The following is a 21,660-nucleotide window of genomic DNA, read 5'->3' as shown; positions in this document are numbered from 1 at the left end:
TACTTTCATCCACACCTCAGCGCTTAGAATCTTTAAGATTTCTTTAACTTAATAAAAAAAATGGCAATTAGACGCGAGTCGTGCTATGATGAAAGAAATGGATAGAAGGGAATAATCGGCTTTGGGACATAATACGAAATATGCGCTAATTACTGGGGCAAGTGGAGACATAGGCAAAGAAATCGCAATTGCACTTGCAAAACAGGGATTTCACCTATATTTACACTATTATCGTAACAAGAAGGCGATTGCACAACTACGAGAAGAACTAGTTTATTTCGATGTAGATGTTATTCCGATTCAAGCTGATTTTACTAATTCTGATGCTATATCACGATTGCAAGACTCCATTTTTCAATTAGACGTATTTGTTCACGCTGCTGGAAATAGCTATTATGGCTTATTTCAAGACATGCCGGACTTGGAAATAAAGAATCTATGGGATATCCATGTTCATTTTCCGATGCAATTATTGCAGAAATGGATTCCAAAGTTGCAACGAAGCGATGCTGGACGAATTATTTTTATTAGTTCTATCTGGGGAGAAGTTGGTGCTGCGATGGAAGTGGCCTATTCAGCTGTAAAGGGAGCACAGATTTCTTTTTGCAAGGCGCTGGCTCAAGAAATAGCTGCATCAGGTACAACTGTCAATGTAGTATCTCCAGGAATGGTAGATACAAAAATGAATCACCTTTTTGACGAGGATGAGAGGACAGCATTATTAGCGGAAATCCCAATGCACCGGTTTGCAAAGCCGACAGAAGTTGGAGAGCTGGTCACTTTTTTAGCAAGTGATCGCGCAAGTTATATAACTGGACAAACGATGCGTCTTGACGGTGGCTGGTTTATGAGGTAAGAAAAAGATTTTATGTAATGGTAGGTGTTTAAAATTGACCGAACTAGGTGAGAAACTCAAAAATGCAAGGCGAACGAAAGGTCTCAGTCTTGACGATCTACAACAAATAACAAAGATTCAAAAGCGCTATCTTGTCGCGATTGAAGAAGGCAACTATGCTGTAATGCCTGGTAAATTCTATGCGCGTGCTTTTATTAAGCAATACGCAGAGGCCGTTGATTTGAACAGTGAGGAACTCTTTCAAGAATTTGAAAATGAAGTCCCTGCTACAAGTCAAGAAGCCGTTGTAAATGAGCAAATAACGCGTGCACAGCAACGTCGTGCCCCACTGGCCGCGAGTCAACCAGGAAACGACAATCCACACACAACACATTCCGTATTTGGTCTCGTTCCGAAAATTCTAATCGCACTGTTTATTGTTGTGATTGGCTTCGTTATTTGGTATTTCGCTTTCTACAATGCTGGCGGATCTGGTAATGAGGTAAATACGACAAGCAATGGCGATTCCACGATCAAAGTAGATGATGGAACAAAGAGTGATTCTGACACCAAGAAAGACACTACAACGGATAAAGAAAAGCCTAAAGAAGATAAAAAACCAGAGAAAAAAGACGAACCAAAGAAAACAGAAATCAAATCTGAAACATCTGGAAATGCAACAACATATACTGTTTCCAACGCAGACAAGCTTTCTGTCACATTCACTTTATCTGGTGGCGAAAGTTGGATTCAAGTAACTGATGACGCTGGTTCAAGTCTCTTTGGCGGGATTATCGCAGATGGTGAAACGAAAACATTTGACCTTGCAAGCAGTAAATCCGCTAATATAACTGTCGGAAATGCAACGCCAGTAACGATGAAAATCAATGATCAAGCTGCGGAATTAGCTAAAGATTCTATTACACAGAAATTGACGATTAAGCTCGCTGACAGTACAAATACTGGAACAACTTCAGATTCTAGCACAAGTTCAGACAGTAATGCAGAATAACTAATTTTTTAATGACAGCGTGGCGATAAATGCTTATTGTGCATCAAGCATTTATTGCCACGCTGACTTATTACATATTTTTAAATGAAAAGGGGATGAAGAAATGAATTTACCTAATAAAATAACAGTGGCACGCGTCATTTTGATACCGATTTTCGTGATATTATGTGTGGCTCCGCTAGGACTTGGAACGGTTACATGGCTTGATTCTAATATTCCAGTTGCCAATATCATCGCTGCAATTATTTTCATTGTAGCCGCATTAACAGACTGGTTCGATGGTCATTTAGCCCGCAAGTATAACCTGATTACCAACTTTGGCAAATTTGCCGATCCACTGGCTGACAAATTATTAGTTGCTGCAGCTTTCATCATATTAGTTGAACAGCATATTGCGCCATCTTGGGTGATTATCATCATCATTAGCCGCGAGTTTGCTGTAACTGGCTTGCGTCTACTTCTTGTAGAAGGTGGTGAAGTCATGGCAGCCGGGCAATTAGGGAAAATAAAGACCTTCACTCAAATGATTGCAATTCCTTTGTTACTGCTTCACAATTGGCCGTTTGAATGGACTGGTATTCGTGTGGATCTTGTATTCCTATACGTTTGCGCCTTTTTCACGGTTTGGTCTGGCTGGGATTATTTCTACAAGAACAGAAATATTTTCAAAGGTTCCATGTAATATCAAAAAACGACTTCTCACATCGTGTGGCAGGTCGTTTTTCTTGTTTTTGGAATGAGTTGTTGTAATATATAGAAATAGAAAGGGCGTGTTTTTTATGCGTAGTGCAGAAATTATTGCAGTTGGAACCGAACTATTACTTGGACAAATCGTGAATTCCAACGCTGCTTTTATATCCAAAGAACTGGCCGAATGTGGTATCTATGTGTATCATCATACCGTCGTCGGCGACAATCCCGAACGCTTGAAGAAAGTTATTGAAATCGCTGAGAATCGGAGTGACATCTTAATTTTCACAGGCGGTTTAGGCCCAACAGAGGATGATATAACTAAGCAAATTCTTGCTAGTCACTTGAAAAAAGGCATTCTTTACGATAACGATCATCTAGCAAAAATAGAACAATTTTTTGCAGCAAGAAAAGATAAAATGTCTGAAAATAACAAGCGTCAAGCAGAAATTATTGAAGGTTCTCATGTTCTATCCAATGATTTTGGCTTTGCAGCAGGAATGTTACTTGAATCTAAGAAACACAGTTACCTTTTACTTCCTGGGCCACCATCCGAAATGCAACCAATGTTCACAAAATATGCCAAGCCACTTCTACTGAAAAATAGTGACCGCGAAATTATACTAGAATCCAAAATAATACGTTTTTTTGGTATTGGTGAATCGAAATTAGCGGACGATTTAAAAGACCTGATTGCAGCTCAAACGAATCCAACCATCGCAACGTATGCAGGTGAAAATGAAGTTATCATCCGGCTTACAGCATCTGCCAAAACACGAGAAGAAGCATTGCACCTAATTGCCAATACGGAAGAAGAGATTATCAAGCGAGATGGAGCTTACATATACGGCTCTGGAGACGTCACACTTGTCGATTTAGTAATTCAGCAGCTCATGGATGCTAATATGACTGTATCAGCCGCAGAAAGCCTCACAGCTGGCTTATTTCAAGCAGAGTTAGGTGGAACAACCGGCATCTCTAAAATTTTTAAAGGTGGTATGGTAACTTACAGTTCAGAAATGAAGCACGAATTGTTACACGTATCTAAAGAAACTATAGAACAAGAAGGTGTTGTTAGCCAAGCTTGCGCGATTGAAATGGCTGATAATATTCGCAAATTATGCAAAACAGATATTGGCATTAGTTTCACTGGTGCTGCGGGGCCAAGTGAACTCGAAGGAAATCCTGTTGGGACTGTTTGGATTGGTCTCAGTGTTGTTGGTAGTCCTACACTCGCTTATCGTTATACCTTCAATCGTGACCGTAATTATAATCGTCGCCGAGCGGTAAAAGAAGGTTTTGCACTGATTAAAGCTTTTTTAGATGAGAAAAGCGACAAAAAAGCAAAATAAGGGATTAAAAATAACAAATCTAGCACTAAAAAAAGGTTAGACGAATACCTGTAAAACGGCTATAATAAAGGCATAGTTAGGAATTGATAGTAGCGATGTCTAGAACATAATAGCGCACACTAAAAAAATACGAACAAATATTCGCTTTTTACTTGTATATCTAAAAAAAATAAGGTATAGTATCTATAGGCAGTAAAAACAGCCGGAAATAGATGTACGGGAAATACTGTTTTTACATGAAAAATTAGATAGTATATAAAGACTAGGAGGCAATAATGTGAGTGATCGTCAAGCGGCCTTAGATCAGGCGTTAAAACAAATTGAGAAACAATTCGGTAAAGGTTCCATTATGAAGTTAGGAGAGCAATCCGACCATAATATTTCCACGATATCAAGTGGCTCATTAGCCCTCGATATTGCACTTGGAGTTGGTGGGTATCCACGTGGAAGAATCATCGAGGTTTATGGACCAGAAAGCTCTGGTAAAACAACCGTTGCTTTACATGCCATCGCAGAAGTGCAGGCGCAAGGTGGTACCGCAGCATTTATCGATGCCGAGCACGCACTAGACCCAGCGTATGCAAAAAACCTTGGTGTAAACATTGATGAATTGCTACTATCACAACCAGATACAGGGGAGCAAGCATTAGAAATCGCAGAAGCTTTAGTTCGAAGCGGCGCCGTTGATATTCTAGTTGTCGACTCCGTAGCAGCACTTGTACCACGTGCTGAAATTGAAGGTGAAATGGGCGATTCCCATGTTGGTTTACAAGCACGTCTGATGTCCCAAGCATTACGTAAATTATCAGGTGCCATTAATAAATCAAAAACAATCGCGATTTTCATTAACCAAATCCGTGAAAAAGTTGGTGTTATGTTCGGTAATCCCGAAATAACACCTGGCGGGCGAGCACTTAAGTTCTACTCTACCGTTCGTTTAGAAGTAAGACGTGCAGAGCAACTAAAACAGGGTACGGATGTTATTGGTAACAAAACAAAAATCAAAGTTGTCAAAAACAAAGTAGCTCCACCGTTCCGTGTAGCTGAGGTCGATGTGATGTACGGCCAAGGTATCTCACGTGAAGGTGAACTTGTCGATATGGCATCCGAGATTGATGTAATCAATAAGAGCGGTTCATGGTATTCTTATAACGAGGAGCGTATTGGGCAAGGTCGTGAGAACGCGAAGCAATATCTGAAAGAACATCCAGAAATCCGTGATGAAATTTCAAAACGAGTTCGCCAAGAATATGAGATCGATGTGAACCCAAACATATCAGAGGATACATTGCCAGAAGAAATCAACTTACTTGATGAAGATTAATGTTATAAGCCGTCCAACTGGGCGGCTTTTCTTTATGGAGATTGTATCTCGATTCATTGCGGACAATTTCAATAACATGTTCCCGCTTACACCTTTCGCTTTTCTTGACAATACGCAGATTGACAGATAGAATTAGATTGTATATTTTACATTTAAAAATGAAAAAATACACGCGTGTCAGGAACATTTCTGACAACCGACATAACCATTAAAAAGAATTGAATAGCAAAGGAGGTGTAAGGATGGAAATCGTAATCACAATCATCTCCAGCTTGCTTTTCTTGATCGTCGGTCTGGTTGTTGGTTCTCTGATTTATAAATCAAGCTCTGAGCGGAAACTTGCCGCTGTTAGAGGAACAGCTGAATTAATCACGGAAGATGCTAAAAAAGAAGCAGAAACCTTGAAGAAAGAAGCATTACTTGAAGGAAAAGAAGAGAATCATAAGTTACGTACTGAAATCGAAAATGAACTTCGTGGGCGAAGAGGGGAATTACAAAAGTCAGAAAATCGCTTATTACAAAGGGAGGAAAACCTCGACAGAAAAGATACTTCTTTAAGTAAAAGGGAAGCAACTCTTGAAAGAAAAGAGGAGAGTATCAGTAAACGTCAACAACAAATTGAAGAAAAAGAAAGCAAAGTTGAAGAGATGACACAGAAACAACAAGTAGAGTTAGAAAGAATATCTGCCCTTACCAAAGATGAGGCTAAGAATGTTATTTTAAGCCAAGTAGAAGAGGAACTGACACACGACACAGCAGTGATGGTAAAAGAATCTGAAACTCGTGCGAAGGAAGAAGCAGATAAGAAAGCTAAAAATATTCTTTCTCTAGCTATACAGCGTTCAGCTGCAGATCATGTTGCTGAAACGACAGTAAGCGTTGTAACTTTACCGAATGATGAGATGAAAGGTCGAATTATTGGTCGTGAAGGCCGCAATATTCGAACTCTAGAAACACTCACTGGTATTGATTTAATTATTGATGATACACCAGAAGCAGTTATCCTTTCCGGATTCGATCCTGTTCGTCGCGAAATCGCGCGAATCGCTTTGGAAAAACTCGTACAAGATGGACGAATTCACCCAGCGCGGATTGAAGAAATGGTCGATAAAGCTCGCAAAGAGGTTGACGAACATATTCGCGAGGTTGGAGAACAAGCAACATTCGAAGTGGGCATTCACTCCATACACCCGGATTTAATCAAGATTCTTGGTCGTTTGCGCTACCGTACAAGCTATGGACAGAATGTCTTGAATCATTCCCTAGAAGTTGCGAAATTAGCTGGAATTTTGGCTAGTGAGCTTGGGGAAGATGTAACGATGGCCAAGCGCGCTGGACTACTTCATGATATCGGTAAAGCAATCGATCATGAGATTGAAGGAAGCCATGTCGAGATTGGTGTTGAGCTTGCTACGAAATACAAGGAAAACGATATCGTTATTAACAGTATTGCGTCCCACCATGGTGACACAGAGGCAACATCTGTTATTGCTGTCCTAGTTGCAGCAGCAGATGCCCTATCAGCCGCTAGACCTGGCGCTCGTAGTGAAACATTAGAGAATTACATTCGTCGCCTAGAAAAATTAGAAGAGATTTCCGAGTCTTATGATGGTGTAGAAAAATCTTACGCTATTCAAGCCGGACGCGAAGTTCGAATCATTGTAGAACCTGATTCTATCGATGACTTAGCTTCCTACCGCCTGGCTCGAGACATTAGAAAGCGGATTGAAGAAGAACTTGAATACCCTGGTCACATCAAAGTGACTGTTATCCGCGAGACGCGTGCTGTTGAGTACGCAAAGTAATCACACAACAAAAACGCAGTTCCGATTTGGAGCTGCGTTTTTGTTTCCTATAAAAAGCAATTTCCTTGCGTAACCCTGAAAAACAGAGCTATAATATGCTGTAATCTAAGATGGGAGTTCGATAGTATGCAAAACTGGGAAATCAGAAATTTTAAAAAAGAGAATTATGTTGATGTTGCTCGTATTTATCAGACGGGAATTGATGGGCGCAATGCGACGTTTCAAAAAATTGTGCCAACATTTGAAGAATGGGATCAGAAATATTTACAGGACTGTCGTTTTGTGGTCGTTGAAGATGGTGTGACAATTGGCTGGGCTGCATTATTAGCCTTTTCAAAAATGCCTTCTTATCGCGGAGTTGCAGAACTCAGCATTTATATTGATCCAGAGGCGACTGGCAAAGGAATCGGGACGGCGCTTATGGCTCACATTGTGGAAGAAAGTGAAAAAGCTGGTTTTTGGACATTGCAATCACTAATTTTCCCTGAAAATATGGCAAGCATTGCATTACACAATAAATTCGGATTTAAGACGCTTTGTGTTCATGAAAAACTAGGGGAAATGGACGGCATTTTTCGAGATGTAGCTCTTTTAGAAAGACGTAGTGCTATTGTCGGAAAATAGGACGGGCTTTTTGGCTCGTTTCACGTTATAATAGTGTACATATAGAGAGTGAGGAATTAGGTTATGGAATTATTATTTATCGGGGATGTTGTGGGATCTATCGGTCGCGATATGATTACCGAGTATTTGCCACAGCTAAAGAAAGCTTACCGGCCCACAGTTACCGTTATTAATGGTGAAAATGCAGCGGCTGGGCGTGGGATCACAGAGAAGATTTACAAACAGTTTTTAGAGCAAGGAGCCAATGCGGTAACACTTGGTAACCATGCTTGGGATAATCGAGATATTTTTGAATTTATCGATGATGCAAAATATTTGGTACGACCTGCGAATTTTCCGGAAGAAACGACACCAGGAACCGGACTTGTATTTATTAAGAGCAACACGTTGGAGGTTGCGGTGATAAACATGCAAGGTCGTGTGTTCATGTCCGACTTAGATGACCCGTTCCGCAAAATGGACGAGTTAATCGAGGAAGCTTCGAAACGAACAAATATTATTTTTGTCGATTTTCATGCAGAGACAACGAGTGAAAAGCAAGCGATGGGCTGGTATGTAGATGGCCGTGTGACAGCGATTGTCGGGACACATACACATGTACAAACATCAGATAATCGGATTTTGCCGCAAGGAACCGCTTATTTAACAGATGTTGGAATGACTGGTCCTTATGATGGCATTCTTGGCATGGATAAAGAGGCGAGTTTACGACGTTTCTTGACTGCTATGCCTTCTCGTTTCGAAGTGCCTAAAACCGGTCGCGCCGTTTTATCAGGTTGTATGATCAGCATTAACGACACGACTGGACGCGCTAGCAAAATTGAACGGATTTTGATTAATGAGGATCATCCGTTCACGTCTTAATGAAGGAGGTGTCATACATTGACCCATCAAAAAGAAGCAATAATCGCCAAAGCGCATGAATTGAAAGCAGCTCTTCAAGAAACGGAGGCTGTTACATTTTATCGCGCAGCCGAAGCGAAAATCAATACGAACCAAAAAGTTGCCACAAAAGTGCGTGATATCAAAAAGTTGCAGAAAGAAGCAGTCAATCTAGAGCATTATCAAAAGTTTGGCGCGGTGAAGCAAACCGAGGACAGCATCGATGCGTTAACAGCTGAAATTGATTATTTGCCGATCGTACAGGAATTCAGACGTTCTCAAGTAGAAGCCAATGATTTATTGCAAAGTGTTACAAGGCAGATAAGTTATAAGGTGACTTCGGAAATACAGAAATAAGATTTAGACGATGCAGATGCTTCAATGGCTGCATCGTTTTTTATGCAAAATTGGGCTTTTCTTCATGATTTGACTTCCTTATGATATAATAATGAGACAAAATAACTTTTAAACAAAGAGAAAAAGGGTTGATTGGAATGGCAGTAGAAGCGACGCCAATGATGAAGCAGTATTTAGCAATTAAGGAAAACTATAAAGACGCATTTCTGTTTTTCCGATTAGGAGATTTCTATGAGATGTTTTTTGAAGATGCGATTCAAGCATCACAGATTTTAGAAATAACATTGACAGCTCGTGCGAGTAATTCAGATAATCCAATTCCAATGTGTGGTGTACCTTACCATTCAGCAGCAGGTTATATTGATACGTTGATTGACAAAGGTTATAAAGTGGCAATTTGTGAACAGGTCGAGGATGCCAAATTTGCAAAAGGAATGGTAAAGCGTGAAGTTGTACAGCTGATTTCCCCTGGGACGATGATGGAAGCGAAGGGTTTGAAAGAGAAAGAGAACAATTTTATTGCGGCGGTTTTTCAACATGAAGAGAAAGAGTATGGCTTTGCTTATTGTGACCTTTCAACAGGTGAGCTAAAATCAACCGTACTTGCGATGGGCGAGGATCGTCTGATTAACGAGTTGACCACGTTATCGGCAAAGGAAATGGTTGTGGGAATTGAGTTCAGCGAAGCATTTCCAGAAGCCGTTCGTGAACAGCTAGGACTTTTTATTTCGTATGAAAATAACAATGAGTTGCCAGATGGATATGAGAGCTTAGTGACAAACACGATTCACCCGATTGAGAAAAAAGCAATTGCAAAATTATTGAACTACTTTATTGATACGCAAAAAAGAGATTTATCGCATTTGCAAAAAACGGTGCATTATGAGACAAGCCAGTATATGAAAATGGATTATTATTCAAAGCGGAATTTAGAGTTGTCAGAATCCATTCGCGGAAAAGGCAAGCAAGGAACTTTATTGTGGTTGCTGGATCAGACGAAAACTGCGATGGGTGGGCGTTTGTTGAAGCAATGGATTGACAGACCGCTCATTCATTTGGATCAAATTGAGGCGCGGCAACAAGATGTTAATAGCTTTATTAATCATTATTTTGAGCGTATGGAACTGATGGAGTTGCTGAAACAGGTGTATGATTTGGAGCGTTTGGCTGGACGCGTAGCTTACGGGAACGTGAATGCGCGAGATTTGATTCAGTTGAAGAACTCATTGTATCAAGTACCACTTGTGAAGGAAACACTAAAAGCGATGAATCAGCCGAACTTGTCGCGGATTATCGAGGAGATTGATCCATGTGATACACTTTCCGATGTGCTGGAGCGTGCGATTAATGAGTCACCACCAATTTCAATTCGTGAAGGCGGAATTATTAAGGATGGCTACAACGCAGAGTTGGATACATATCGTGATGCCAGTCGCAACGGAAAAACTTGGATTGCAGAATTGGAGCGCCAAGAACGCGAACTTACTGGTATTAAATCGTTAAAAGTTGGCTTTAACCGTGTGTTTGGCTATTATATTGAAGTCACGAAGGCGAACATCGCAGCGTTACCTGAAAATCGATACGAGCGAAAACAGACATTAACGAATGCAGAACGTTACATCACGCCTGATTTGAAGGAAAAAGAACGCCTAATTTTGGAGGCAGAGGAAAAAAGTATTGAACTAGAATACTCCCTTTTCATTGCGGTCCGTGAAACAGTAAAGGAATACATTGAGCGTTTGCAACATTTAGCGAAGGTTATTAGTGAGATTGATTGTTTGCAAAGCTTTGCCAATATTAGTGAGAACAATCATTTTGTGAAACCGATAATGAATAAGACTGGGCATTTAGAGATTATTCAGGGGCGCCATCCTGTTGTGGAAAAAGTGATGGGCACCCAGAGCTACGTAGCGAACGATTGTGTGATGAATGAATCGCGTGGCATGTTATTGATCACTGGGCCGAATATGTCCGGTAAAAGCACGTATATGCGCCAAATTGCGCTTACTGCGATTATGGCACAGGTTGGATGTTATATTCCGGCAGAGCAGGCGACATTACCCGTTTTCGATCAAATTTTTACGAGGATTGGTGCGGCGGATGATTTAATTGCTGGTCAGAGTACATTTATGGTTGAAATGCTGGAGGCGCGCAATGCGATTGTGAATGCAACGGCAGATAGCCTCATTCTTTTTGATGAAATTGGGCGTGGAACAGCGACATATGACGGTATGGCATTAGCTCAAGCAATCATTGAATACATTCACGAGGAAGTTCACGCCAAAACCTTGTTTTCAACGCATTATCACGAATTAACGATTTTAGATGAGACGTTGCCACATATGCACAATGTTCACGTTAGTGCGGTAGAAGAGGACGGAAAAGTCGTGTTTCTTCATAAAATTGAGGACGGACCTGCGGATAAAAGCTACGGGATTCATGTCGCAGAACTTGCCAACCTTCCACAAAAACTGATTGGACGAGCGCGCCATATTTTAGAGCAGTTGGAGAGTTCGGAAGAGAAAATTATCGTGCCTGATGAAGCTGCTGTGGCTGTCGATGTGCCCGAAACGCACGAAGAAGTCCAACTATCGATGTTTCCAATTGAGGAAAAAACAGTGCGCACAAAGCAAGAGCAGTCCTTGATTAAACTAATTAAAAATATCGATTTGATGCATATGACGCCAATGGACGCGATGTCAACACTCTATGAATTACAGAAAAAAGCGAAACAATAAGAAAGTAAGGTGAAAATTAAATGGCTCACATTATCGAATTGACCGATGCTTTATCGAATAAAATCGCGGCTGGTGAAGTGGTAGAACGCCCTGCTTCGGTCGTGAAAGAGCTTGTTGAAAATGCCATTGACGCTAAAAGTACGGTGATTGATGTGCTTGTGGAAGAAGGTGGATTGAATAAGATTACAATTATCGATAATGGGGTCGGAATTCGCGCAGAAGAAGTTTCGGTCGCTTTTAAACGCCATGCTACAAGTAAAATTAAGAATGAACATGACTTATTTCGTGTGCATACGCTAGGTTTCCGCGGGGAGGCTTTACCGAGTATTGCTTCGGTCTCATTTTTGGAGATGACTACAGCGACTGGTGATGGTGCAGGGACAAAGATTGTTGTGGAAGGTGGCAAAGAGGTCGAAAAACATAGTGCTCAGGCTAGAAAAGGAACGGAAATACAAGTTTCCAATTTATTTTTCAACACGCCTGCACGGCTAAAATATTTAAAAAGCTTGCATACGGAGCTCGGTAATATTACAGATATTATGAACCGTTTAGCTTTGTCACATCCAGAGATTAGCTTTCGTTTCTCCCATAATGGGAAAAACCTACTAAAAACGAATGGGAATGGCGATTTACAACAAGTGATGGCTTCGATTTATGGATTGGCAGTCGCAAAAAAAATGATTCCAATTCAAGCTGAGTCCCTAGATTTCAAATTATCAGGTTATGCTGCATTACCTGAGGTTAACCGCTCTAATCGCAACTATATTTCAACAATCGTGAACGGGCGGTTCATTAAAAATTATGCACTTGTTCGTGCGATTCAAGATGGTTACCATACGCTACTTCCAATTGGACGCTTTCCGATTTTAGTTTTGCAAATTGAGATGGATCCACTTATTGTTGATGTAAACGTGCATCCTGCCAAATTGGAAGTCCGGCTTAGCAAGGAAGCGGAGTTGGGACAGTTTATTGCTAGCACGCTTAAATCAGCCTTTCACAAAGAGCAACTAATCCCAGATGCTACACCTTCAAAAAAGCAAAAATTAGCTTCGGAACAGTTGGCAATAAATTTTGATAAGGAAGAAGAAAAAGCGGATACGCCAAAGCCGCTTGCACCTCCTACCTACACGTATCAACCTAGCCAATCAACAGCACCAAAAACACCTGCTGAATTACCAACAAGTGATGCATTACCGGATGAACCGCCACTTTTTATTAATGAAGATTTAGTGGAATATGATGCAGCTCAAACTACAGAAGAAATCGAGCCAAAAGAACGGATGCCAAAAATGTATCCTGTTGGTCAAGTTCATGCAACGTATATCGTTGCGCAAAATGAGACCGGGATGTATTTGATTGATCAACATGCAGCGCAAGAACGGATTAAATACGAGTTTTATCGAGAAAAGATCGGGGAAGTCGATCGGGAGTTGCAACAGTTACTCGTTCCGATTGTTCTAGATTTTTCAACAGATGAATTTATTAAACTTCGCGATCAGAAAGCGAAATTAGAAGAGGTTGGCGTTTTTCTTGAGAACTTTGGACAAAATAGCTTTATTATTCGGGAACATCCGACATGGCTTCCTAAAGGCGAAGAAGAGAGCACATTGCGCGATATTCTAGATGAAGCGCTCACGAAACCACAAGTGAGTATTCATAAATTGCGTGAGGATGCGGCAATCATGATGAGTTGTAAGAAATCGATTAAAGCGAATCATTATTTGACGCAGGCTGATATGGAAAAATTACTCGATACGTTACGTGATGCAAACGATCCTTTCACATGCCCGCACGGACGCCCCGTAATCATTTCGTATTCAACCTATGAACTCGAAAAAATGTTTAAGCGTATTATGTAAAATTTTAAGGGAGAGAATGAAATGTCGTTTAATGGTCAAACTGTCATACCTGCCGCGCATAATCATCGGGATGTTGAGAAAATTCTCAGCTTGGATGCGGAATACATGGTCATGTTGGAAACACAGGTGGGGCAACTAAAATCACTCGTAAATTTGGCTGCTTCTGGCGGTAAAAAAGTACTCTTACATGCTGATTTAATCCACGGTTTAAAAAATGATGAATATGCAGTGGACTTCTTATGTCAAGATGTTCGCCCAGCTGGGATTATTTCAACAAGAGGGAACGTTATTTTAAAAGCGAAACAGCAAAAAGTACTCGCCATTCAGCGGTTGTTTATGTTAGATTCGAGTGCATTTACGAAAGGAACGGCGCTTGTTCAAAAAATAAAACCGGATTATATTGAATTATTACCCGGAATTTTGCCTACAATGGTAGAACAGATGACGGAACTACTTCATATCCCGGTCATCGCGGGTGGTTTGATTACGACACAAGAACAAGTCGATGAAATTCTATCAGCGAAAGCAACGGCTATCACGACATCTCAAAAATCACTTTGGAAATGAGGGATTCGCAAGATGGGAAAGATTGTTGTTATTGGAAGTATTAATATGGATATTGCGACAGAATTAGCCGAGATGCCAAATATTGGTGAAACAGTGAAAGGGCAGGATGCATTGATTTCGCCTGGTGGTAAGGGCGCCAATCAAGCGGTGGCTGCTGCGAAACTTGGTGGCGATGTCGTGATGGTTGGTATGATTGGAAATGATGCATTTGGCGCGGATGCTTTAGCTAATCTCAATTCATTCTTTATTGACGTGACGCACGTTCGGAGTATAGATTTGACGACGGGCTTGGCAGTGATTTTGCGGGAGCACGGGGATAATCGGATTATTGTTGCTCCCGGGGCGAATAACGCATGGCCAGATGATTTGCAGTTAGAGGAGGTTATTACTGATGCAGCGATTGTGTTGCTACAAAATGAGATTCCGTTTTCTATTATTGAAAAGGCTGTAGACATTGCGTTAAGATTGGGTATACCAACTGTATTTGATCCTGCACCTGTAGATTATTTCCCGGTTTCCTTTTTGCGAAAGATTACGTATTTGACGCCAAATGAGACGGAGTTTAAACAGCTCCCAAATGATATTTTAGGCGGGCATACGAAAGCCGTTCTTATGACGCGAGGAAAAGATGGTGTTCGTATTTATGAGTATAACGAATCTAAGGATGTGCCTGCAATCGATGTAGATGTTAAAGATTCTACCGGAGCAGGGGACACATTTAATGGCGCCTTTGCTTTTGCTCTATCAAAAGGAGCGCTATTACATGAAGCTGTCCACTTTGCAAACCAAGCTGCTGCACAAAGTACTACAAAAATTGGCGCTCAAATTGGAATGCCGCATTTAGAAGATATAGAAGCTGATCTCGAAAAATAGAGGTTAGTTTTTTTATTTGAAACAGATATATAGAAAACTAGATATAGCAATGCTTTTAATTTTAATACAGTAGAACAAGAAAATATCTGTACCATAACAGCAATACTGTTTTTGAATGGTACAGGAATATTACAATGTTTCAACTAAATTATTTTTATACTTATTTACTAATCGTAACAATTCAACAAATTATGTGATACCAATCACTTGCAGCGGGTAAGGCAATGAAAGCACTTTAAATCAAGTAGATAGTTAAAAAAAATCTATGTGAAAACTGTAGCATTATTTTTATTTTGTGGTATGATAACAGTATGGAAGTTACTCGTGGTAACTTTGCTCAATTCTTAACGCTCATAAATGAACAATGAAACGTAGGAGGTTTCCGTGATGAAAGAACAATGGTTTGAATTTACAGGTGGTAACTGGGAAAATGAAATTGACGTAAGAGACTTTATTATGAAGAACTACAGATTGTATGAAGGGGATGACACTTTCCTAGTAGGTCCTACAGATGCAACATCACAATTATGGGATCAAGTAATGGATTTAACGAAGCAAGAGCGGGAAAATGGTGGCGTGCTGGATATGGATACAAAAATAGTATCGACTATCACATCACATAATCCTGGATACTTAAACAAAGATTTAGAAACAGTGGTAGGGGTACAAACAGACGTACCATTCAAGCGCGCATTACAACCATTTGGCGGAATCCGCATGGCAGAGCTTGCATGTGAAGCTTATGGTTATGAAGTAGACAAAGAAATTTCGAACATTTTCAGAGATTGGCGCAAAACACATAACCAAGGCGTTTTTGATGCTTATAACGACGAAATGCGTGCTGCACGTAAATCAGGTGTTATTACAGGTCTTCCAGATGCATACGGACGCGGTCGCATCATTGGTGATTACCGTCGTGTTGCTTTATATGGTGTAGATCGCTTAATTGAAGACAAAAAAGCTGATTTAAAAAATACAGGCCTCCGTACAATGAGCGATGATATTATCCGTTTGCGTGAAGAATTGAACGAACAGATTCGTGCACTTGCTGAATTAAAACAACTAGGTGCCTCACATGGTTTTGATATTTCACAACCGGCTACAACAGCGCAGGAAGCTTTCCAATGGTTATATTTCGGTTACCTTGCAGCAATCAAAGAACAAAATGGGGCAGCAATGAGTTTAGGCCGTACATCTACATTCCTTGATATTTTTGTAGAACGCGACCTTCGCAACGGCACAATCACAGAAGTCGAAGCACAAGAAATCGTGGATCATTTCATTATGAAACTACGCCTTGTAAAATTTGCTCGTACACCTGATTACAATGAATTGTTCTCTGGAGATCCAACTTGGGTTACAGAATCAATCGGTGGTATTTCAGAAGATGGCTTGCCACTGGTAACGAAGAATTCCTTCCGTTTCTTGCATACATTAAATAATCTTGGACCAGCTCCTGAACCAAATCTAACTGTGCTCTGGTCAACACAACTACCAACAGGATTCAAGAAATTCTGTGCTAAAATGTCGATCAAAACAAGTGCTATTCAATATGAAAATGATGATGTGATGCGCCCTAAATGGGGAGATGACTATGGGATTGCATGCTGTGTATCCGCAATGCGTATCGGTAAACAAATGCAATTTTTCGGTGCACGTGCCAACCTTGCTAAAACGTTACTTTACGCGATTAATGGTGGGGTAGATGAGAAATCAAAAGTACAAGTTGGCCCAGCTTTCCAACCAATCACTTCCGAAGTATTAGATTACGAAGAAGTAATGGTTAAATTTGATGAAATGATGGAGTGGATTGCAGAATTGTATCTAAATACTTTAAACGTTATCCACTACATGCACGATAAATATTCATATGAACGTCTAGAAATGGCACTTCATGATACACATGTGTTACGCACAATGGCAACTGGTATTGCTGGGCTTTCTGTTGCTGCCGACTCGCTAAGTGCTATCAAACATGCCCAAGTTAAACCAATCCGTGATGAAAATGGAATCGCTGTTGATTTCGAAATCATTGGCGACTATCCTAAATACGGAAACAACGATGATCGTGTAGATGAAATCGCAGTAGATCTTTTGAAATCATTTATGACGAAAGTGAGAAAACATAAAACATATCGTGATTCTGTTCATACAACATCTGTTCTTACTATCACATCTAATGTAGTTTACGGTAAGAAAACTGGTAACACACCAGACGGACGTCGCGCTGGCGAACCATTCGCACCAGGAGCAAACCCAATGCATGGTCGTGATACAAAAGGCGCGCTAGCATCTCTATCATCCGTTGCCAAACTTCCATACGAATATGGACAAGACGGTATATCAAATACATTCTCCATCGTCCCAAAAGCATTAGGACGTGAAGATGATTCTCAAATTAGTAACCTTGTAGCAATGCTCGATGGTTACTCCACAAAGATGGGGCACCATTTAAATATTAACATCTTTAACCGCGACACATTACTTGATGCAATGGATCATCCAGAAGAATATCCACAATTAACTATCCGTGTATCTGGTTATGCCGTTAACTTTATCAAATTAACACGCGAGCAGCAGTTGGATGTTATACACCGTACAATGCACGAATCCATGTAGTAATTTCTCAAGCCGAGAAAGAAAAAACATGAGACTTTAGGGATTGTGATAAGCAATCCCTATCTGTTGTAAATTTATCACCTGAAAGGAAGAGAGTCAGATGTCTGAAGTTATTGGTCGTGTTCATTCCGTAGAAACAATGGGGACTGTGGATGGTCCTGGTATTCGTTTTATTGTTTTTATGCAAGGCTGCTTATTGCGTTGCCAGTTTTGTCATAATCCGGATACGTGGAAGATTGGAATTGGGGAGGAAAGAACTGCTCAGGATGTTTTTGAGGAAGCTTCTAAATATAAAGCTTTCATGGATGCTTCAGATGGCGGGATTACAGTTAGTGGGGGAGAACCCTTGCTACAAGTAGATTTTCTGATTGAACTATTCACCCTTTGCAAAAAAGCTGGAATCCATACAACGATTGATTCTTGTGGTGGTTGCTTTACAAGAGATCCTGAATTTATTGAAAAACTAGATCGCTTAATGGAAGTGACAGATTTAATTTTACTCGACATTAAACAGATTAATCCAGAGAAACACTTAAAACTAACTACACGTTCAAATGCGCCAATTCTTGATTTCGCGCAGTACCTTGCTGATAAGGAACAGCCGATTTGGGTCCGTCATGTACTCATTCCTACAAAAACGGATGATCCTGATGATTTAACTAAGTTGCATGAATTTATTACGACGCTACCGAATGTTCAACGCGTGGAAGTATTGCCTTATCATACGATGGGTGTATACAAGTGGGAGAATCTTGGCATTCGATATCCATTAGAAGGTATCAAGGCGCCCGAAGACAAGGTTGTAAAAATGGCCAACACTATTTTAGAAACACAAAAATATAATTAGTATCTTGAGCGCAAATAACATTTTGCGCTTTTTTGTTGCTTTTATGTTACAAAAAAGCTTTTTATGTGTCAAAAAAATCATTTTGATGTATATAATCCTTGAATTATGTAGAAAAGTATGTTTAAATTATACTAAGAAAGAAAAGGAGGCCTTAATAATAATGAGAAAAAGCAGAAAAGCGCATACAGCAAAAAGTGCTAAGTCGTCAAAATTTAAATGGCTTATTGCGATTGTTTTGGCGACCCTTGTATTAACAGTCGGAGGATTAGCTTTAACAAGTAATTTATTCACAAATAACGCTTCGTCTAAAGAGTTGCTTGTGTTAAAAGCAGAAGCCGTTTCTATACAGCATTGGAAAGTTGCACCCAAACAGCAAAGTATCAGTTCTGTTCCCGAAACACCACCAGGACCAGCATCCGGGAAAAAAGTTGTCTATTTAACTTTTGATGATGGACCTAGCATACACTTAAAACAATTTTTAGAAGTCCTCGAAAAAGAGAATGCTCCTGCATCTTTTTTCTTCATTGGGAATGAGTTGAAAAACGCAGATAAAGAAACGTATCAACGCATGATTAACAGTGGTTTTGTTATTGGTTTACATAGCTACACACACGATGCAAAAAAGTTATATCGCAAAAAAGATCCTACCTTTATTCATGAAATGAGCCTCGAACGTGATGATTTCGAAAAACTTAGTGGCATTCGTACCAACTTGATTCGTGCACCATATGGCAGCACATATCTAACTGATAAACAAATAAAAGAAACAAAGCAAAATGGTTTCCGCTTAGTTGATTGGAATATTGATAGTAATGATTGGAGATACAGTTCTGGAAATCCCGAACCGATATACCAAAATGTTCTATCACAAGTAAATGCCTACGAAGGTAGCAATGAATCATTAGTCATCTTGTTCCATGAGCATAAAAACACACTGGACGCCTTGCCAAAAGTGATTAAGATGTTGCGCGATAAGGGTTATGTATTCCAAGCTTATCATGAAAACGAAACACTTCATCAAAATTTTAAAAAAGATCCTAATTTATAAGTAAAAAAGCATCATTTTTCTTTTAAAAAAGAGATAAGTGATGCTTTTTATTGTTTTTATTATCAACTTACAACTTCCTATAATATATATTATGTAAACTAAAAAAGATGATGATAAATAAGCAAGTAAATTGTTCTCCTTTCTTACTTTTTCAGCCTCATCTTTTCTAGTTTTCGCAACAAATTAGATAACATTGTTATGTCTAATTATTTGTGCATATCTCTATTCTGTAAAAATGCTTCTACATCTTTTCTATAGAATAACGCCAACTTTCTAGAGCTGTTATGATCAAATACGTACAATGGTTTCAATTTACCTTTGCTAATCGCAATAGATAGATTAGATCGCGCCATTTTTAAGTGTTCGGCTACTTGTTTTTGTGACATAATATATTTATTCAAGTCACCAACGATTTTTTGCTTCCTTACAGCATCATTCTCATAAAACATTATTTTCACGCCTTTCTAAAGTTTTTATCCACCACGTGGATGATATTTCTGAATAGCCTGTTGCTTTGACCTAATAGCTACTTTTTCGTACATTTGAGTTGTCAATACAGATGCATGCCCTAAGAGTACTTGAATATGCCTTATATCACAGCCGTTTTCTAGCAGTACAATCGCAAAAGAATGTCGGAGGATAGCTGGAGTTAATCTATAATCAAGTTCATTGCCAATGGTTACAATTTCCCGATAAATAGTATTTTTATTAACCATAAAACCCGTTTTCCATTCAATAAAAAAATAAGAATGATATAAGCTTTTATTTTCCAACGTTTTTTGACGCAATTCTAAATGATTCAGTAGCAAAAATCCCATACTTTTGCTATAAAAAACATAACGCTGTTTCCCGTTATTTGCTGTCACTACAATACTCCTAGTCACAAAATCAATGTCAGTCAACGTTAGTCTGCTCATTTCAGATGGCTTAACACCAGTATTATAGATAAACTCAAATAAGAAACGTTGATAGTTAGATATTCGGTTGCTTTGTAATAACTTAGCATACAACTGATTGATTTCTTTTTCATATAACACAGGAATTGCTTTACGCTTAGGAATATGTGCTTTAAATTGCGAAAAAGGATTATTAACTTTCGAATCTTCAATACAAACAAACTGATAGAAATGACGCAGTACTTTAATATAACTGTACACTGTTGATGCTGCTAGTCTTGTTTCCAATTCTCTATAGTATAGATAAATCTCTTTCTTAGAGATTTCGAGCTTTCCAAAATAATCTATATACTTCTGAATAATATTTTTTGATTGTTGTATAGTCGTTTTGGATCGCGATTGTAACTTTAAAAATAGTAAATAGTTTTCTAATTCTTTCATATTTCTCACCTCCTTATTAACATCATACCATAATCGAATTAACAATACATTTTTATTGCAAAACGATAATTTTTTTAGTTATAATCAATATAATAATATTAAATGAGGTGTTTTTTATGAAACATGGATCGACCTTTTTACTAAGGCTTATTATTCTATTTATCGGACTTGTCATACTGGTTTTATGTGTCTTAGGATTACCTTCGCTTGCTATGGATAAAAGTAATCCGGAATTTACTCGACGACTTTATCCGATTTTAATTACGATGTGGATTGCAGCTGTGCCATTTTTCATCGGCTTGTATCAAGGGTTGAAAGTCTTAGCATATATTGATAAAAAGACGGCATTTTCCGAGCTTTCTGTAAGGGCTTTGAAGCATGTAAAATACTGTGCGCTTATTATTAGTACGCTTTATTTCTTTAGTTTACCTTTTTTCTATCTTCTAGCACAACATGACGATGCACCTGGGCTTGTGGTTATAGGACTTGTTCTTACGTTTGGCTCCATTGTTGTTGCTACTTTTGCAGCGGTTCTACAGAAACTTTTGCAAGAAGCAGTAGCTATTAAATCTGAAAATGACTTGACGGTCTGAGGTGATTGATATATGGCGATTATAATTAATATTGATGTGCAACTTGCCAAAAAGAAAATGAGCGTCACTGAGCTGTCGGAAAAAGTCGGGATCACGATGGCTAATATTTCAATACTAAAAAATGGAAAAGCAAAGGCAATTCGATTCTCTACTCTAGAAGCAATTTGCTTGGCGTTAGATTGTCAGCCTGGCGATATTCTAGCTTATCAGCATGATGAACCGCAATCGAGTAGGAGGAGCCGTTAGGCTCCGACCTCTCACACCACCGTACGTACCGTTCGGTATACGGCGGTTCAAT

The 21,660-nt window shown here is 39.4% G+C and carries 20 protein-coding genes; 18 read left to right on the top strand and 2 right to left on the bottom strand.

Annotated elements, in window-relative coordinates:
• The first annotated feature begins 121 nt into the window (after positions 1-121).
• The 16 genes from ymfI to R8925_RS03965 all read left to right on the top strand — a co-directional run bounded on the left by ymfI (position 122) and on the right by R8925_RS03965 (position 19,432).
• Positions 122-856 (top strand): elongation factor P 5-aminopentanone reductase, encoded by a 735-nt coding sequence (gene ymfI / locus R8925_RS04040; protein WP_430534639.1) that lies wholly within the window; start codon positions 122-124, stop codon positions 854-856.
• Between the two features lie 34 nt (positions 857-890).
• Entirely contained in the window at positions 891-1,847 is a 957-nt protein-coding gene (locus R8925_RS04035; protein WP_430534638.1) for a helix-turn-helix domain-containing protein, read from the top strand.
• A 103-nt stretch (positions 1,848-1,950) separates the two neighbouring features.
• Entirely contained in the window at positions 1,951-2,529 is a 579-nt protein-coding gene (pgsA, locus tag R8925_RS04030; protein ID WP_036069080.1) for a CDP-diacylglycerol--glycerol-3-phosphate 3-phosphatidyltransferase, read from the top strand.
• A gap of 97 nt (positions 2,530-2,626) precedes the next feature.
• Complete coding sequence (locus R8925_RS04025) at positions 2,627-3,889, top strand: competence/damage-inducible protein A (RefSeq protein WP_430534637.1); 1,263 nt, start codon at positions 2,627-2,629, stop codon at positions 3,887-3,889.
• Between the two features lie 277 nt (positions 3,890-4,166).
• Positions 4,167-5,213, top strand: a complete 1,047-nt coding sequence (gene recA / locus R8925_RS04020) for a recombinase RecA (RefSeq protein WP_430534636.1) — start codon at positions 4,167-4,169, stop codon at positions 5,211-5,213.
• Between the two features lie 242 nt (positions 5,214-5,455).
• Positions 5,456-7,018 (top strand): ribonuclease Y, encoded by a 1,563-nt coding sequence (gene rny / locus R8925_RS04015; protein ID WP_430534635.1) that lies wholly within the window; start codon positions 5,456-5,458, stop codon positions 7,016-7,018.
• A gap of 126 nt (positions 7,019-7,144) precedes the next feature.
• Positions 7,145-7,642 (top strand): GNAT family N-acetyltransferase, encoded by a 498-nt coding sequence (locus tag R8925_RS04010; protein WP_430534634.1) that lies wholly within the window; start codon positions 7,145-7,147, stop codon positions 7,640-7,642.
• A 63-nt stretch (positions 7,643-7,705) separates the two neighbouring features.
• Positions 7,706-8,506, top strand: a complete 801-nt coding sequence (locus R8925_RS04005) for a TIGR00282 family metallophosphoesterase (protein WP_430534633.1) — start codon at positions 7,706-7,708, stop codon at positions 8,504-8,506.
• An 18-nt stretch (positions 8,507-8,524) separates the two neighbouring features.
• On the top strand, positions 8,525-8,881 hold the full coding sequence (locus R8925_RS04000; RefSeq protein WP_430534632.1) for a YlbF/YmcA family competence regulator: 357 nt from the start codon (positions 8,525-8,527) through the stop codon (positions 8,879-8,881).
• A 137-nt stretch (positions 8,882-9,018) separates the two neighbouring features.
• Positions 9,019-11,619: a DNA mismatch repair protein MutS gene (gene mutS / locus R8925_RS03995; protein WP_430534631.1), complete on the top strand. Its 2,601-nt coding sequence runs from the start codon at positions 9,019-9,021 to the stop codon at positions 11,617-11,619.
• Between the two features lie 20 nt (positions 11,620-11,639).
• Positions 11,640-13,478, top strand: a complete 1,839-nt coding sequence (mutL, locus tag R8925_RS03990) for a DNA mismatch repair endonuclease MutL (RefSeq protein WP_430534630.1) — start codon at positions 11,640-11,642, stop codon at positions 13,476-13,478.
• A 21-nt stretch (positions 13,479-13,499) separates the two neighbouring features.
• Complete coding sequence (locus tag R8925_RS03985; RefSeq protein ID WP_430534629.1) at positions 13,500-14,045, top strand: glycerol-3-phosphate responsive antiterminator; 546 nt, start codon at positions 13,500-13,502, stop codon at positions 14,043-14,045.
• A 12-nt stretch (positions 14,046-14,057) separates the two neighbouring features.
• Positions 14,058-14,918: a ribokinase gene (locus tag R8925_RS03980; protein ID WP_430534628.1), complete on the top strand. Its 861-nt coding sequence runs from the start codon at positions 14,058-14,060 to the stop codon at positions 14,916-14,918.
• A gap of 387 nt (positions 14,919-15,305) precedes the next feature.
• Complete coding sequence (pflB, locus tag R8925_RS03975) at positions 15,306-17,537, top strand: formate C-acetyltransferase (RefSeq protein WP_430534627.1); 2,232 nt, start codon at positions 15,306-15,308, stop codon at positions 17,535-17,537.
• A gap of 100 nt (positions 17,538-17,637) precedes the next feature.
• On the top strand, positions 17,638-18,384 hold the full coding sequence (gene pflA / locus R8925_RS03970; protein ID WP_430534626.1) for a pyruvate formate-lyase-activating protein: 747 nt from the start codon (positions 17,638-17,640) through the stop codon (positions 18,382-18,384).
• A gap of 160 nt (positions 18,385-18,544) precedes the next feature.
• On the top strand, positions 18,545-19,432 hold the full coding sequence (locus R8925_RS03965; protein ID WP_430534625.1) for a polysaccharide deacetylase family protein: 888 nt from the start codon (positions 18,545-18,547) through the stop codon (positions 19,430-19,432).
• A 206-nt stretch (positions 19,433-19,638) separates the two neighbouring features.
• Here R8925_RS03965 and R8925_RS03960 read toward each other — a convergent pair whose 3' ends face one another.
• Together R8925_RS03960 and R8925_RS03955 are read right to left on the bottom strand one after the other, a co-directional pair.
• The gene (locus tag R8925_RS03960; RefSeq protein WP_430534624.1) at positions 19,639-19,881 is read right to left on the bottom strand and encodes a DNA-binding protein; all 243 of its coding nucleotides are present in this window, start codon (positions 19,879-19,881) and stop codon (positions 19,639-19,641) included.
• Between the two features lie 24 nt (positions 19,882-19,905).
• Positions 19,906-20,769, bottom strand: coding sequence for a tyrosine-type recombinase/integrase (locus tag R8925_RS03955; RefSeq protein ID WP_430534623.1), 864 nt, complete (start codon positions 20,767-20,769; stop codon positions 19,906-19,908).
• Positions 20,770-20,885: 116 nt separating this feature from the next.
• On the opposite strand from R8925_RS03955, the gene R8925_RS03950 reads away from it, so the two are divergent.
• The gene (locus tag R8925_RS03950) at positions 20,886-21,362 is read left to right on the top strand and encodes a DUF2975 domain-containing protein (protein ID WP_036069096.1); all 477 of its coding nucleotides are present in this window, start codon (positions 20,886-20,888) and stop codon (positions 21,360-21,362) included.
• A 12-nt stretch (positions 21,363-21,374) separates the two neighbouring features.
• A complete protein-coding gene (locus tag R8925_RS03945; RefSeq protein WP_430534622.1) occupies positions 21,375-21,608 on the top strand; it encodes a helix-turn-helix domain-containing protein in 234 nt (77 codons plus the stop codon).
• The last annotated feature ends 52 nt before the right edge of the window (positions 21,609-21,660 follow it).

This window comes from Listeria rocourtiae subsp. hofi (assembly GCF_963575615.1).
GTDB lineage: Bacteria > Bacillota > Bacilli > Lactobacillales > Listeriaceae > Listeria_A > Listeria_A hofi.
The sequence above is the reverse complement of the archived record's forward strand: the minus strand, read 5'-3'. Positions and strand labels throughout refer to the sequence as shown.